General features: G+C 66.3%; 10 protein-coding genes. 6 read left to right on the top strand and 4 right to left on the bottom strand.

The annotated features are described in order from the left end of the window. The first annotated feature begins 30 nt into the window (after nt 1–30). The 4 genes from IVB45_RS02530 to pdeM all read left to right on the top strand — a co-directional run bounded on the left by IVB45_RS02530 (nt 31) and on the right by pdeM (nt 5,707). Entirely contained in the window at nt 31–957 is a 927-nt protein-coding gene (locus IVB45_RS02530) for a methyltransferase domain-containing protein (protein ID WP_247362989.1), read from the top strand. Between the two features lie 114 nt (nt 958–1,071). Next, the gene (locus IVB45_RS02535) at nt 1,072–2,301 is read left to right on the top strand and encodes an ABC transporter substrate-binding protein (protein ID WP_247283131.1); all 1,230 of its coding nucleotides are present in this window, start codon (nt 1,072–1,074) and stop codon (nt 2,299–2,301) included. Between the two features lie 104 nt (nt 2,302–2,405). Then, nucleotides 2,406–4,982 (top strand): ligase-associated DNA damage response DEXH box helicase, encoded by a 2,577-nt coding sequence (locus IVB45_RS02540; RefSeq protein ID WP_247362987.1) that lies wholly within the window; start codon nt 2,406–2,408, stop codon nt 4,980–4,982. Between the two features lie 53 nt (nt 4,983–5,035). Beyond that, a complete protein-coding gene (gene pdeM, locus IVB45_RS02545; protein WP_247283134.1) occupies nt 5,036–5,707 on the top strand; it encodes a ligase-associated DNA damage response endonuclease PdeM in 672 nt (223 codons plus the stop codon). Here the strand turns inward: pdeM and IVB45_RS02550 are convergent. Next, nucleotides 5,704–6,567, bottom strand: a complete 864-nt coding sequence (locus IVB45_RS02550; protein WP_247362985.1) for a LysR family transcriptional regulator — start codon at nt 6,565–6,567, stop codon at nt 5,704–5,706. The two genes, pdeM and IVB45_RS02550, sit on opposite strands and share 4 nt — an antisense overlap. Before the next feature lie 99 nt (nt 6,568–6,666). On the opposite strand from IVB45_RS02550, the gene IVB45_RS02555 reads away from it, so the two are divergent. Both IVB45_RS02555 and IVB45_RS02560 read left to right on the top strand, forming a co-directional pair. Then, nucleotides 6,667–7,578: a DMT family transporter gene (locus tag IVB45_RS02555; RefSeq protein ID WP_247362983.1), complete on the top strand. Its 912-nt coding sequence runs from the start codon at nt 6,667–6,669 to the stop codon at nt 7,576–7,578. 12 nt (nt 7,579–7,590) lie between these two features. Continuing rightward, nucleotides 7,591–8,364 carry an MBL fold metallo-hydrolase gene (locus IVB45_RS02560; RefSeq protein WP_247362981.1) on the top strand — a complete coding sequence of 258 codons (774 nt, stop codon included), beginning with the start codon at nt 7,591–7,593 and terminating at the stop codon, nt 8,362–8,364. A 54-nt stretch (nt 8,365–8,418) separates the two neighbouring features. Here the strand turns inward: IVB45_RS02560 and IVB45_RS02565 are convergent, their stop codons facing one another. The 3 genes from IVB45_RS02565 to IVB45_RS02575 form a co-directional block, all read right to left on the bottom strand. Beyond that, nucleotides 8,419–9,189, bottom strand: coding sequence for a TIGR02186 family protein (locus IVB45_RS02565; RefSeq protein WP_247362979.1), 771 nt, complete (start codon nt 9,187–9,189; stop codon nt 8,419–8,421). Continuing rightward, nucleotides 9,186–10,103 (bottom strand): sulfite exporter TauE/SafE family protein, encoded by a 918-nt coding sequence (locus IVB45_RS02570; RefSeq protein ID WP_247283142.1) that lies wholly within the window; start codon nt 10,101–10,103, stop codon nt 9,186–9,188. Before IVB45_RS02570 ends, IVB45_RS02565 begins: the two co-directional genes overlap by 4 nt. 332 nt (nt 10,104–10,435) lie before the next feature. Continuing rightward, nucleotides 10,436–13,873: a tetratricopeptide repeat protein gene (locus IVB45_RS02575; protein ID WP_247362977.1), complete on the bottom strand. Its 3,438-nt coding sequence runs from the start codon at nt 13,871–13,873 to the stop codon at nt 10,436–10,438. Between the last annotated feature and the right edge of the window lie 92 nt (nt 13,874–13,965).

Genomic DNA, 13,965 nt, shown 5'->3' on the forward strand with positions numbered 1-13,965 from the left:
CACCCGCTCACTTCGCTTCCTGGTTCCCCAATGCCCCTGCGCCTGTTCCTGACTTCCGGCGATCTCATGGCCGACCGGCGCTTCGAGTTCGCGCGCGATCTTCAGCTCAAGGGCGATCTGGCGGCCGCTGCCGATCTGCTGGAGCAGACCATCGAGCTTGCGCCGAATTTCACCTCGGCCTGGTTCACGCTCGGCGAAATCTGCGCGCAACTCGGCGAGCGCGACAAGGCGATTGCGGCCTTTCGCAAATCGCGCGAGTCCGACCCGAGCGATCAGCACGGCGCTCATCTGCATCTGATGCGCCTCGGCGACGCGCAATTTTCCGAGATGCCAAAGGCCTATGTGCAGGCCTTGTTCGATCAATACGCGCCGCGCTTCGAGCACGTTCTGATCAACGATCTCGGCTATCGCGCGCCGTCGTTGATCTTCAAGGCGGTGGTGGCTGGCCGCGTCGCCGCGAAGAAGCCCGCGCTGTTCAAGCGCGCCATCGATCTCGGATGTGGGACGGGGCTTGCGGCCGCCGCCTTCGCAAAACAGGTCGACCAGTTCATCGGCATCGATCTGTCGCCCGGCATGGTCAAGGAGGCGCGCGCCACCGGCCTCTATGCCGAGCTCGAAGTCGCCGACATGATCGAGGGCCTGCGCAGCAGGAGCGATGCGAGCACGAACCTCGTCGTCGCGGCCGATGCGTTCGTCTATCTCCCCGATCTCGCCCCGGTGCTCGGTGAAGCCAGGCGCGTGCTCGCGTCCGGCGGCGTGCTTGCGTTCACGCTGGAGACTCATGACGGCAGCGGCATCGTTCTCGGCGAAGGTCTGCGCTATGCCCATTCGGCGGAATATGTGCGCGATACGATGGCGCAGGCCTGCTTCAAGCTCCTCACTTTGGAGCAGGCTTCGCCACGCACCGAGAACAACGAGCCGGTGCGCGGCCTCGTCGTGGTCGCCGAGAAAACTTGAGTCTAGGCGCTATATGTGGCGCTTTAAGCGTCATTGCGTCGCAAAGCCGTGACTTCCCACTTGCGAGCCGTGCGGCGATGCCAGCACAATGCGCGCACCAGGGAGAAACGAATAATGACGAAGAATCCATCGCGGCGCGATTTCAGCGCCGCCGCGCTCGCGACCATCGCTGCATCCACCTTGCCCGCGCCCTACGTCTGGGCCGCGGAGAAGAAATATGATGCCGGTGCCAGCGACACCGAGATCAAGATCGGGCAGACCGTGCCGCACTCCGGCCCCGGCTCGCTTTACGGCGTGCTCGGGCGCATCGGCGAAGCCTATTTCCAGATGCTGAACGAGAAGGGCGGCATCAACGGACGCAAGGTCAAATTCCTGACCATGGACGATGCCTACAGCGCGCCGAAATGCGTCGAGGCGACGCGGCGCCTGGTCGAACAGGAAGAGGTGCTCGCGCTCTACGGCTCGCTCGGCACCGCGCCGCAAACCGCCGTGCACAAATATCTGAACTCAAAGGGCGTGCCGCAGCTTTTGCTCAACACCGGCGCCTCCAAGTGGAATAATCCGAAAGAGTTCAAATGGACGATGGCGGGCCTGCCGCTCTATCCGACCGAAGCCCGCATCCTGGCGCGGCACGTCCTCAGCGTGAAGCCGAATGCCAAGGTCGGCATCCTCTATCAGAACGACGATTTTGGCCGCGACTTCCTCGGGCCCTTCAAGAAAGTCTTGGAAGACGCCGGCGGGGCCGCAAAGGTGATCATGGAGCAGACCTACGATCTGACCGATCCGACCGTCGATTCCCAGCTCATCAATCTCTCGAAGTCCGGCGCCGACGTCTTCTACAACATCTCCACCGGCAAGGCCTCGTCGCAGTCGATCCGCAAGGTCACCGAGCTCGGCTGGAAGCCGCTGCAACTGCTGTCGGCCGGCTCCACCGGCCGCTCGATCCTCAGTGCCGCCGGACTCGAGAATGCGACCGGCATCGTCGCGATCCGTTACTCCAAGGATGCCGGGCCCGGCCCCTGGGAGGCGGATAAGGACGTGATGGCGTTCGACGCGCTGCGGAAAGCCTATTTGCCGAGCGTCGATCCCGACAACACCATCGCCTACGCCGGTTACGGCCAGGCGGTGACCATGGGCGAGATTCTGCGCCGCTGCGGCGATGAGCTCACGCGCGAAAACGTGCTCAAGCAGGCATCGACCCTCGACGGCTTCCATTCGCCGTTCTTCCTCGACGGCGTCAATTACAACTACACGCCCGGCGACTACACCCCGATGAAGACGTTGTTCATCTCGACCTTCAACGGCAAGGATTGGATCGTGTCCGACAAGCCTGTGACGGAGTAGAGGCGAGCACTGCTGTATCTTACCCTCTCCCCGCAAGCGGGGAGAGGGTAAGGAAGGCCTCCCACCCCTCGACGAACCCCGCCCCACGGCTTACCTGTCATGCCGTGCCTCCCCGTATCCGCAAAATATCGGCCCAGCCGGCCACGCTGTTGCCCGACCGCTTCCAGGCGTGGTTCGCGGCCCGCGGCTGGTCGCCGCGCGAACATCAATTGGCGCTGCTGGAGAAAGCCCGCGAGGACCGTTCCGCGCTGCTGATCGCGCCGACCGGCGCCGGCAAGACGCTGGCCGGTTTTTTGCCGACGCTGGTGGAGCTGAGTTCCGCGCCCGCAGCTCCAGCGAAATCCGTCGTCTCCACCGGGCGCACCCTGCAACGCAGCGGCGGCCTGCATACCCTTTACATTTCGCCGCTCAAGGCGCTCGCCGTCGATATCGCGCGCAACCTCGAGCGTCCCGTCGCCGAGATGGCGCTGCCGATCAAGATCGAGACCCGCACCGGCGACACGCCAACATCGCGGCGGCAGCGGCAGCGGCGCTATCCGCCTGATATCCTGCTGACGACGCCCGAACAGCTCGCGCTGCTGCTGTCCTCCGACGACGCGCCGTTCCTGTTCTCCTCCTTGAAGCGCATCGTGCTCGACGAGCTGCATGCGCTGGTGACATCCAAGCGCGGTGATCTTCTGTCTCTTGGGCTCGCGCGGCTGTGGCGATTGGCGCCGCAGATGCGCGCCATCGGCCTGTCGGCGACCGTGGCCGAGCCGGAATCGCTGGCGCGCTTCCTGGTGCCGCAGCCCGGCGGCAAGGAAGCGGCGGCCGACATCGTCATTGCAGGCGGCGCGGCGCCGCCGCTGGTCGAGATGATGGACACGCGCGAGCGCCTGCCCTGGGCCGGCCACAGCGCGCGCCATGCGCTTCCCGAGATCTACGAGCTGATCAAGGCCAACAAGACCACGCTTGTTTTCGTCAACACCCGCAGCCAGGCCGAGATGCTGTTCCAGAACCTCTGGAGCATGAACGACGACAACCTTGCCATCGCGCTGCATCACGGCTCGCTCGACGTCGCCCAGCGCCGCAAGGTCGAGGACGCGATGTCGGCGGGCAAACTGCGTGGCGTGGTCTGTACCTCCTCCCTCGATCTCGGCGTCGACTGGGGCGACGTCGATCTCGTCGTCAATATCGGCGCGCCCAAGGGCTCCTCGCGCCTGATGCAGCGCATCGGCCGCGCCAACCACCGGCTCGACGAAGCCTCGCGCGCGGTGCTGGTGCCCGCGAACCGCTTCGAGGTGCTGGAGTGCCGCGTCGCGATCGACGCCATCGCGGAGAATGCGCAGGACACGCCGCCGCTGCGGATCGGGGCACTAGACGTGCTGGCCCAGCACGTGCTCGGCTGCGCCTGCGGCGAGCCGTTTTTCTCCGACGAGCTCTACGACGAGGTGCGCACCGCCGCGCCCTACGCCGATCTCACGCGGCAGGATTTCGACGACGTGGTCGATTTCGTCGCCTCCGGCGGCTACGCGCTGAAGACCTATGAGCGTTTCGCCCGCATCAAGCAGGACAAGGAGGGGCGCTGGCGCGTCGCCAATCCCAGGGTGCGGCAGAGCTACCGCATGAATGTCGGCACCATCGTCGAGGACGACATGCTCAAGGTGCGGCTGGTGCGCTCGCGCGGCGGCGGCCAAGGCAAGGCAGGCGGCTCGACGGGCGTGATCGCGCGCGGCGGCAGGCTGCTCGGCGAGATCGAGGAAGCCTTCATCGAGGGCCTCAGTCCCGGCGACACGTTCGTGTTCAGCGGCGAGGTGGTGCGCTACGAGACCCTGGTCGAGGACCAGGTCTACGTCTCGCGCGCCAACGACAAGGACCCGAAAGTGCCGTCCTACATGGGCGGCAAGTTTCCGCTCTCGACCTACCTTGCCGAACGGGTCCGCCGCCTGCTCGACGACGGGCGCGCGTGGGGCGCCTTGCCGGAGCAGGTGCGCGATTGGCTGTCGTTGCAGAAGGATGTCTCGCGCGTGCCTGAAGTGCGCGAGCTGCTGGTCGAGAGTTTTCCCCGCGCCAACAAGCATTACATCGTCTGCTACCCCTTCGAAGGCCGTCTCGCCCACCAGACGCTCGGCATGCTGTTGACGCGGCGGCTGGAGCGCGCCCGCGCCAGGCCGCTCGGCTTCGTCGCCAACGAATATGCGATCGCGGTCTGGGCGCTCGGCGACCTATCCTTCATGATCCGGGACGGCAGGATTGACCTCGACGCGCTGTTCGATCCCGACATGCTCGGCGACGACCTCGAAGCCTGGCTCGCCGAATCCGCGCTGATGAAGCGCACCTTCCGCAATTGCGCGATCATCTCCGGCCTGATCGCGCGCCGGCACACTGGCGAGGAGAAGAGCCGTCGCCAGGTGCTGTTCTCGACCGATCTCGTCTACGATGTCTTGCGCAAGCACCAGGCCGATCACGTGCTATTGCGTGCCGCACGGGCCGATGCCGCCACCGGCCTGCTCGATCTGCGCCGCCTCAGCGACATGCTCACCCGCATCCAGGGCCGCATCACGCATCGGGAACTCGACCGTGTCTCCCCGCTCGCCGTCCCCGTGATGCTGGAAATCGGCCGCGAGTCAGTCTATGGCGAAGCTGGAGACGAGCTCCTGGCCGAAGCCGCCGACGAGCTGGTCAAAGAGGCGATGGGATAACAGCAGGTTTTGACGTGACGGCAGGCGCGCTGGGTTCAGGGGATATCGAGGACATGCGCGTTTCGAATGTCAGCATCAGCAGCGTGACGTTCGCGGCCGATCTTTCCGGCGCGCTGTTCTGGGAAGAGCAGCGCCTGCTCGTCGTCTCCGATCTGCATCTGGAAAAAGGTTCCAGCTTCGCCATGCGCGGCGTGCTGCTGCCGCCTTACGACACCATCGCGACGCTCAGTCGTCTCGCTGCTGTCATCTCCCGCCATGATCCGCGAATCGTCATTGCGCTCGGCGACAGTTTTCACGATCGCACCGCGCATGGACGGCTGTCGGCGGAGGATCGCGACGCGGTCGCCGCCATGCAGGCCGGCCGTGACTGGATCTGGATCTCAGGCAATCACGATCCGGCGCTGCCGCGTGATCTCGGCGGCACCGTCGCCGACGAAGTCGCGATCGGCGCGATCACCTTCCGCCACGAACCGACCGGCGCGAGCGGCGAGATCGCCGGCCATCTTCATCCCAAGGCTCGCGTCTCCGCGCGCGGCCGTTCGATGGAGCGCCGCTGCTTCGCCTGCGACGGGATGCGCGCCGTGATGCCCGCCTTCGGCGCCTATGCCGGCGGCCTCAGCATCCGCGACGCGGCGTTTGCAAAGATCTTTCCAAAGAACGGTTTTGTCGCGCATTTGCTCGGCGACCGCCGCGTCCACGCGATCGCCGCGTCACGGTGCAGTTAAGCCGCCTTCGCCTGCACATCGTCGCAGAACTCAGCCAGCCGATCGGCGAGCCGCAGCGTCGCGGGACTTGCGCCCGGCGCGGCCATCAACGCGACTTCCGTCCGGTTGATTGGCGCAAAGCCGTCCTTTGCGGTCAGCACGCGATGGTCGGACTGGATCGCCATCTCCGACAGGATGCTCAAGCCCATGCCGGCGGCGACCGCGGCCTGGATGCCGGCGAGGCTCGATGACGTATAGGACATGTGCCAAATGCGGCCCGCGCTTTCCAGCGCGTGGATGGCGCCGGCGCGGTAGAGGCAGCCGAGCGGAAAGCCGATCAGCGGCACCGAGGCGACATCGGCATGGATCGGATGGCTCTTGCTGGTGACCCAGTGCACCTGCTCCGGCCACACCGCAATGGCGCCCTTCTCACCGGCCGCGCGCTTGAACAGCGCCAGATCCAGTTCGCCGCGATCGAGGTCGCGCGCGAGATTCTTGCTCTGGTCGGCGCGCACATCGAGCCGCAGACCCGGATGCGAGCGCGAGAAGGCGCCGAGCAGTTTCGCCAGCCGATACGCCGCGAAATCCTCGGGAATGCCGAGCCGGATCGCGCCTTCGCCGTCGGGCTCGCGCAGCACGTCGCGCGCCTCTTCCGCAAGCGACAACAACCGCCGCGCATAGGACAGCAGCCGCTCGCCGGCTTCGGTCGGGCGCACGTCCTTGCCGTCGCGATGCAGCAGCACCTGGCCGACATCCTCCTCCAGCCGCTTGATCTGCTGGCTGACGGTCGATTGCGTCCGATGGACGCGCTCGCCGGCGCGGGTGAAGCCGCCGGCATCGACCACCGAGACGAAGCTGCGCAGGAGTTCCAGATCGAGCATGGACCGCCTCCATTCGAAAATCCACTGATCGGTAGTTAATCATTTAATTTCCAAATGGCAAGCGGGCTCTCTAGATCGAGGGCTAGGAGAATGTCCCTCATGTCGCTCGCCCCTTCGATCTCCGTTCCCCGCAGTCGCTTCAACACGCTGCCGCTTGCGATCGGCCTGTTCTGCCTGCTCTGGAGCTACGCCTTCGTCGCCGGCAAGATCGGCGTGACCCATTGCCCGCCGCTGATCCTGCTCGCCGCGCGCTTCTCGCTGGCCGGCATCCTGATCCTCGGCGCCACGCTGGTTCGCGGCGATGACTGGTCGCTGTCGTGGCGCGATGCCGCCATCTTCGCCGTGCTCGGCGTCGCCAACAACGCGCTCTATCTCGGGCTCGGCTACACCGGCCTGCAGTCGGTTTCGGCCGGCCTCGGTGGCCTGATCGTGTCGGCCAATCCGGTGTTCACGGCCGGCCTCGCCGCGCTGCTGCTCGGCGAAGGCATGACGTGGCGCAAGGCGAGCGGCCTCCTGCTCGGCATCATCGGCGTGACCTTGATCGTCTGGCACCGCCTGTCGGTCGGCACCGACTCGCTGCACGGCATCGTGTTCACGCTGGCCTCGCTTGCCTCCCTCGTCGCCGGCACCATTTTGTTCAAGCTGCTCGCGCCAAAAGGCTCGTTGTGGATCGGCAATGGCGTGCAGAATCTCGCCGCCGGCATCGTGCTGACGCCGGTCGCGCTGACCTTCGCCGATGTTCATGCCATCGACTTCACGCCGGGCCTGATCGGCGCCTTTGCCTTTCTCGTGCTCGGTGGCTCGATCCTGGCGTACTGGCTCTGGTTTCATCTCCTGAAAGTGTGTGGCGCGACGGCTGCCAGTGCCTATCATTTCCTGATGCCGCCGCTCGGCATGCTGTTTGCGTATCTCGTGCTCGGCGAGCACGTCGAGGCGTGCGATCTGCTCGGAATCATTCCGGTCGCACTCGGCATCTACCTGGTGACGCGGCCCGCCAAATCCGTCTCGTAACAGGAGTCCATCATGCCCATTTCCATCACCCTGATCGGCGGTCCCACTGCGCTGATCGAGATCGATGGCTTTCGCCTGCTCACTGATCCGACCTTCGATGCGCCGGGCGCCTATCAACTGCCGCACGTGAAGCTGGAGAAGACGATTGGACCCGCGCTGAAGGCAGACGCAATCGGCCCGATCGATGCGGTCCTGCTCAGCCACGACCAGCACTCGGACAATCTCGACAATTCCGGCCGCGACTTTCTCAAACATGTGAAGCACGTGCTGACCACCGAGGCCGGCGCGCAGCGCCTCGGCGGGCATGTCGAAGGTTTGGCGCCGTGGGGCACGGCGCAGCTGAAAGATCGTGACGGCAACTCGCTGACGATCACCGCGACCCCGGCGCGTCACGGCCCGGCCGGCATCGAGCCGCTGTCAGGCGATGTCATCGGCTTCGTGGTGACGTCGAGCCGGACCGACACCACATCGGTCTACATCAGCGGCGACACCACCTGGTTCGACGGCGTCGCCGAGGTCGCGCGCCGCTTCAAATGCGGCGTGGTGATGCCTTTCGCCGGCGCCGCGCAAACGCGCGGGCCGTTCCATCTCACCATGGACACCAACGACACCATCGAGACCGCACGCGCCTTCCCCGATGCGATGATCGTGCCGGTTCATACGGAGGGTTGGGCGCATTTCCGCCAGAACAGCGAGGATCTGCGCAAGACGTTTGATGTGCTGGGTTTCGGGACGCGGCTGCGGTTGCTCGAGCCCGGCGTGCCGACGGTGGTGCAGGCGCCGTAGTTAGCACCACAGCCGTCATTGCGAGCGCAGCGAAGCAATGACGAGCGCATGCGGCTAATCCTTCCTGAACACAATCGACGCCATCCACCCCGTCATCAGCGCCATCGCCGCGGTGACGAGGCCGTAGATCAGCCCGTTCTGCCGCGCGGTGGTTGCGACGAACTGCTCGAAGCCGACCTTGACGATCTCGAACGCGGTCTCGGTCTTGCCGATGAACGCGCCGTCGGCGAACAGCTTGATCTCGACCTCATAGGTGCCGATCGGCACCTCCGCCGGCAGTGGAATGCCGGTGCGGAACAATGTCGGTGTCAGGAACGTCACCGCGCTCGGATCCTCGCGGTAGAGACCGCGCTGGGTGCGCAGGCGGATGAAGGCGGAGCGGAACGCGTCGTTCGGCACCACGTCGGCATAGTCGCCGCTGACACGCTGGGTCAGCAGCACGTTATTGAGCCCGATCTGCTGGCGCCGCGCGATCTCGGGCGAGGTGATGACATCGAAGGAGCGGTTGGCGAACAGCGCAAGATAGCTCGGCACCGCCAGGAACTGACGGTAGTCGGTGTTGATCCAGATCCCGAAGGTACGCTCCTTGCGCCGCGTCACCATGTCGGCGCGCGGGCCCATCACGGTGACGACGAGATCGTAGGTCTTGCGGTCGGCGGCCGTGGAGGCGTCCTTCTCAACCGAGCCAAACAGTACCAGCTCCTCGCCGGAATAGTTTGGCGTCACCGTGACGCGATGGTTGGAGACCGACACGATCAGCCGCTCGGCGCGCGCGGCGGAGCCGAGCAGCAGAACGAGCAGGACCGCGAGAGCTGCGCGCATCATCCGTTCACCCCCAGTTCGCGGATGGTGAAGAGGTCCTCGGGCCGGATCACCAGCTCGATGGCGAAGCGAACGCCGACCGAGAGGATCAGCAGGCCGAGCAGCAGCCGCAGCTGCTCGCCGCGGATCTTCTGGCCGGCGCGTGCGCCGAACTGCGCACCGGTGACGCCGCCGACCATCAGGATCAGCGCCAGCACGGCGTCGACCAGGTGGTTGGTCACGGCATGCAGCAGGGTCGCAAACAGCATCGTGACCAGCGTCAGGACCATCGAGGTGCCGATCACCGTCGAGGTCGGCACCCGAAGCAGGTAGATCATGATCGGCACCAGGATGAAGCCGCCGCCGATGCCCATGATGGCGCCGATGAAGCCGATCAGGATGCCGACGATCACGACCGGAATGACCGAGAGGTAGATCTTGGAGCGCTTGAACCGCATCTTCAGCGGCAGGCCATGAATCCAGTTATGCGTGCGTCGTGGCGCCAGCGCGCCGCGCCGGGTCCGCATCAGGGCACGCAGGCCTTCGGAGAACATCAGGCTGCCGACGGTGGTGAGCAGCACGACGTAGGACAGTGCGATCATCAGATCGAGCTGGCCGAGCGCGCGCAGCTGCGTGAAGGTCCACACGCCGAGCGCCGTCCCGGTGACGCCGCCGCACAACAGCACGCTCGCCAGCGCGGGGTCGATCGCGCGGCGCCGCCAATAGGCAAGCGCGCCGGAAAAGGACGAGGCCGCGATGTGGCTCGCGACGGAGGCGACCGCGACCGCCGGCGTGATGCCGATGAAGATCAAAAGCGGCGTCATCAGGAAGCCGCCGCCGATTCCGAACATGCCGGAGACGAAGCCGACCGCGGCGCCCATCGCCAGCACGAGGAAGACGTTGACCGGAAGATCGGCGATCGGGAGATAGAGCTGCATCGAGAGACCACGCTTCCCGCGAGACGGATCGGTTGCGCGGAATGCTCGCAGGAGGGCAGAACGATTGCCGCGTCCCTCAATAGCGGAATTCGGCGGCGGGCGGGACCAGGAATTTCGGGCGTGGTGAATGGGGGTGAGGAGGGTGATCGAGGAAGCCGTGGCTCCTCCAATGTCGTCCTGGCGAAAGCCAGGACCCATTATCCCGACTGGTAGTTATCGCGGCAGGCTGTGGCCACACCGTCCTCCAAAAACGATCGCTTGTGGTAATGGGTCCTGGCTTTCGCCAGGACGACCAGTCCAGATTTTCGTCAGAGACGGTTGAGTGACCGCTCTCAATGCATCGCCGACGCCGCGCGCTTGGCGGCAACCGGCTTCGGCGCAGGCTTCGCGTTGGCCTGCGGCGCGCTGTCCCAGCCGCCGTTCGGGGCCGCAACATTGACGGCGTCGTCGGGCTGCGGCTCGGCGCTGAAGGTCTGGATCGCGAGCTTGGCAGCGGCGAGCGATTGAGGGTCGAGCCGCTTGGCAACATCATCGCGCTTGGTTGCTGCGTCCGCATCGCCCTGGGCGGCGGCGAGGGTGAACCATTTGTAGGACTCGGCGAGGTTCTGCTCCACCCCGATGCCGCGGGCATAGAGGATGCCGAGGTTGAACTGGCTGTCGGCGACGCCGCGGTCGGCGGCCTTGCGGAACCACAGTGCCGCGCTCTTGTAGTTGGCGCCGCGTCCGCCGCCATCGGCGTCGAGCACCGCGAGATTGTGCATCGCCTTGGCGTTGCCGCGCTCGGCCGCCTGCGTGTAGTAGCGGCGGGCGATGTCGGCGTCCTTCTTCACGCCGAGACCCTTTTCGTAGAGTGTCCCGAGGCGGAAGGTCGCGGGTACGACGCCGGCCTGCGCCGCGCGGTCGTACCATTTGGCGGCTTCTTCATAGTTTGCAGCCACGCCCTTGCTCTCGGCAAAGCGTACGCCGATCTCGTAGGCCGCGGTCGCATCGCCCTTCATCGCGGCGGTACGCAAGCCGGGGCCACCGATGCCGTCAGGCAGCTTTTCGGTCGGCGGCACCTGGATCATCGCGAGTTTCGCGCGGCTCGTGCCCGACAGCGCGCCGGTGACGTCGCTGGAGGCCGGCTGCGGCGCTGCGGCAGGCACCGGCGGAATTTCGACCGAGGCCGAGTTGCCAGAATTGGCGGCAGCAGGCGCGGCATTGTTCTGGGATTGCCGGCCGATCGGGGTCGGCGAGGTCATTGACGGCGTGACCTGCTCGGGCGTGGCGGGCTTGTTCTCGACCGGCGGCGGTGCCTGCGGCGCGGGTGCGGGCGACGAATTCTCCATCGCCTGCGGCGACGGTGACGAGCTGCTGCCATCGAGCAGGTTCATCGCCATCTTGAAGGTGCCGAGCACGATCACGACCACGCTCGCGCCGACCAGCAGCGAGCGGATCTTCGAGGTGATGGTCGAACCGCCATCCTTATCGCTGGCCTTACCCTTGTCCTTTGCGCCGCCGGCAGACGCCTTGGCGGCCCGGCCTGTTTTCTCGGGTGGCTGCGCGGCGGCGGCTTGCGCTGCGCGGCGCGCGGCCGCGATGAAGCTCGACGACGACACCGGCTCCTTGGGCGCGGCCGGGATTTCGCTGATCGCGCTTTCGGACGCAGCAATGCGCTCCGACGGCGTGGCGATGCGTGCACCCGGCCTTGTGCCCGGCTCGAGCGGATGATCCGGCGGCAGTTCGGGCGCAAGCGCGGCGCGCGTGGGCGCCGTATGCGGCTCCAGGATTTCGCTGATCGCGCGTGGCGGAACCGGCGGCGCCATCGGCATCGGCGGCGGCGCTGCCGGCGCGGCGGCATGGAATTCGCGCGGCGCGGCGGCGAAGGCGGCGTGCGCCGCCTGCGCGGCGGCCGGGTTGGGCAACTCGGGCTTCGGATCGTATTTCGGGTGCTGCTGTGGCTGCGGCCGTGGCTCGCGCGCCATCGGCGCGGGCTCCATGGGAGCGGCCATCGGCATCGGCATCGGCTGCGGCGCAGGGGCGGGCGGCGCGGTGCGCACATTGCGAAGATCGCCCTCGATCATCGAGAGACGATCGACGACGTGGCCAAGGGCGTTGTGGACGGCCTCCAGCGAATCCTGGGTGGTCCGGTTGGTCTCGGCCTGGCTGAAGCGGATGTCGGAGAGCTCGCGCTTGACGAGATCGACCATGCCGGAATCGGCAGGCGGCGTGGAGTTGCGGCTCTCGGCGAGCGCGGAATAGGTCGCCTGCTGCCGCTCCAGGTGGCGCAGGATGTCGTGCAGCCCGTCCTCGACGCGGCTGAAATTGCCGTTGCGCGGATCGGCGGCGGCCTCGAGCCGCTCCAGCAGATACGAGACCCGCTGTTCAAGATGAGCAAAGGTCGAAGCCGAGTCGTTGCCGACCTGCATGCGGTCGAAACGGTCGGACAGGGCGCGGATCGCGCTTTCGAGCTGCTCGCTGCTCTCGGATGGCTGAGGGCGCTCGCGCGTTTCCAGAGCGGCGGTGAGCGCCGCGATGCGCTGCTCCAGCACCGCAAAACTGTCGCCCTGGCCGGACGCACGGGTGACCTGGTCGACCTTGGACGACAGCAGCTGCACGTCGTCCGAGAGCCGTGCCAGCGCTTCGTTGGAGGCGACGTTGGAGACGATGCCGCGCAGCGCCGAGATCGCGCCTTCGAGCTGGCGGACCGTCGAGGGATCGTCATTGGCGCGCAGGATCAGATCGAGCTTGGCGCCGAGATTGCGGATCGCCTCGTCATAGCCGGTGAGCTGCTCGGCCGGGGTCAGCGTGCGGAGCACCTGCTTGATCTCGGACAGCGCGTGCTCGATGCCGGACAGGACCTGACCGTCGGTGCCGTTGGAGCGGGTCTCGTCGATGCGCCGATGCAGCGAGCGGATCTCGTTCTCGATCGATTCGATCGCGCGGCGCGGCATTGCCTCGGTGATGGCGTTGCGGATATCCGCAAGCTCGCTGCGGAACGTGTTGATCGCCTGCTCGGTATTGTCAGGGCGCTGCAGCGATTCGATCTGGCTCGTGATCTTGAGCAGATGGCGCTCGAGCGCAGAGAAATCCGGCCCCGGCTGCGGTGGCGGTGGAGCGTAGGCAGGCGGCGCGGGGGGCGCGTAAGGAGCTGCCGCAGGCGCGATCGAGGGCGCGGCGCGCGGCGGCATCTGCCTGGGCGTAAAGCCGTCGAGCTCGCTCTGCCGTGCCGTGATCTCGGCGACCGCGACGTCGAACGAAGCGGGGCTCAGGGGCGGTGAGCTGCGATAGACCTGCGCTGCCGCGCGCTCGACCGCATCGGCCTGGCGCTGGCGCGTTTCAACGGGGGCCTGTCGCGGTGCCGGAGCCTGCTGCGGCTTCGAAATTTGCGACAGCCTTGCATCGAGCCGTGAGATCGCGTCGTTGAGCTGGCGCGCAACGCCCTGCTCGCGCGAAACGTCTTGCCGCGGAGTGTCTTGCCGCGAAGGATCTTGGCGCGGCGCCGGCTTTGAAATCCGTTCGATCTGCTGGGTGATGGCGTCGAGCCGCTGGTGGATGTCGGCGACTTCGCGGCTTTCCTGGCTCGGCACGTGACTCGGCAGTTGACTCGGAACGTGCTGGGCTTGCGGACGCTGGTCGTAAAGTCCGCGAAAGTTCGGCGGGGCGGTCTCGCCGAGCGTGGAGTTCAGCCAATCGTTGAGTGACATTCCGGCGCGACGCGCAGCAGCTTCGGCCCGCTCCCGGACGGATGGATCGATGCCGTCAACACTCCACGATACGCGCGAATTCATGACTCTGTCCGGTTCCGACTCCGGCGCCCCACCCGGCGCCTCCAGTCTTCCCTCGCGTGCCGGTTGCAAAGACAATCGGATTTGGCGCGGGT

This window comes from Bradyrhizobium sp. 4 (genome assembly GCF_023100905.1).
Lineage (GTDB): Bacteria > Pseudomonadota > Alphaproteobacteria > Rhizobiales > Xanthobacteraceae > Bradyrhizobium.

Bases quoted from the DNA above. Each gene is read 5' to 3' on its own strand.
- IVB45_RS02530 (WP_247362989.1), top strand. From the start codon at position 31: ATGCCCCTGCGCCTGTTCCTGACTTCCGGCGATCTCATGGCCGACCGG.
- IVB45_RS02535 (WP_247283131.1), top strand. From the start codon at position 1,072: ATGACGAAGAATCCATCGCGGCGCGATTTCAGCGCCGCCGCGCTCGCG.
- pdeM (WP_247283134.1), top strand. From the start codon at position 5,036: ATGCGCGTTTCGAATGTCAGCATCAGCAGCGTGACGTTCGCGGCCGAT.
- IVB45_RS02550 (WP_247362985.1), bottom strand. From the start codon at position 6,567: ATGCTCGATCTGGAACTCCTGCGCAGCTTCGTCTCGGTGGTCGATGCC.
- IVB45_RS02555 (WP_247362983.1), top strand. From the start codon at position 6,667: ATGTCGCTCGCCCCTTCGATCTCCGTTCCCCGCAGTCGCTTCAACACG.
- IVB45_RS02560 (WP_247362981.1), top strand. From the start codon at position 7,591: ATGCCCATTTCCATCACCCTGATCGGCGGTCCCACTGCGCTGATCGAG.
- IVB45_RS02565 (WP_247362979.1), bottom strand. From the start codon at position 9,189: ATGATGCGCGCAGCTCTCGCGGTCCTGCTCGTTCTGCTGCTCGGCTCC.
- IVB45_RS02570 (WP_247283142.1), bottom strand. From the start codon at position 10,103: ATGCAGCTCTATCTCCCGATCGCCGATCTTCCGGTCAACGTCTTCCTC.
- IVB45_RS02575 (WP_247362977.1), bottom strand. From the start codon at position 13,873: ATGAATTCGCGCGTATCGTGGAGTGTTGACGGCATCGATCCATCCGTC.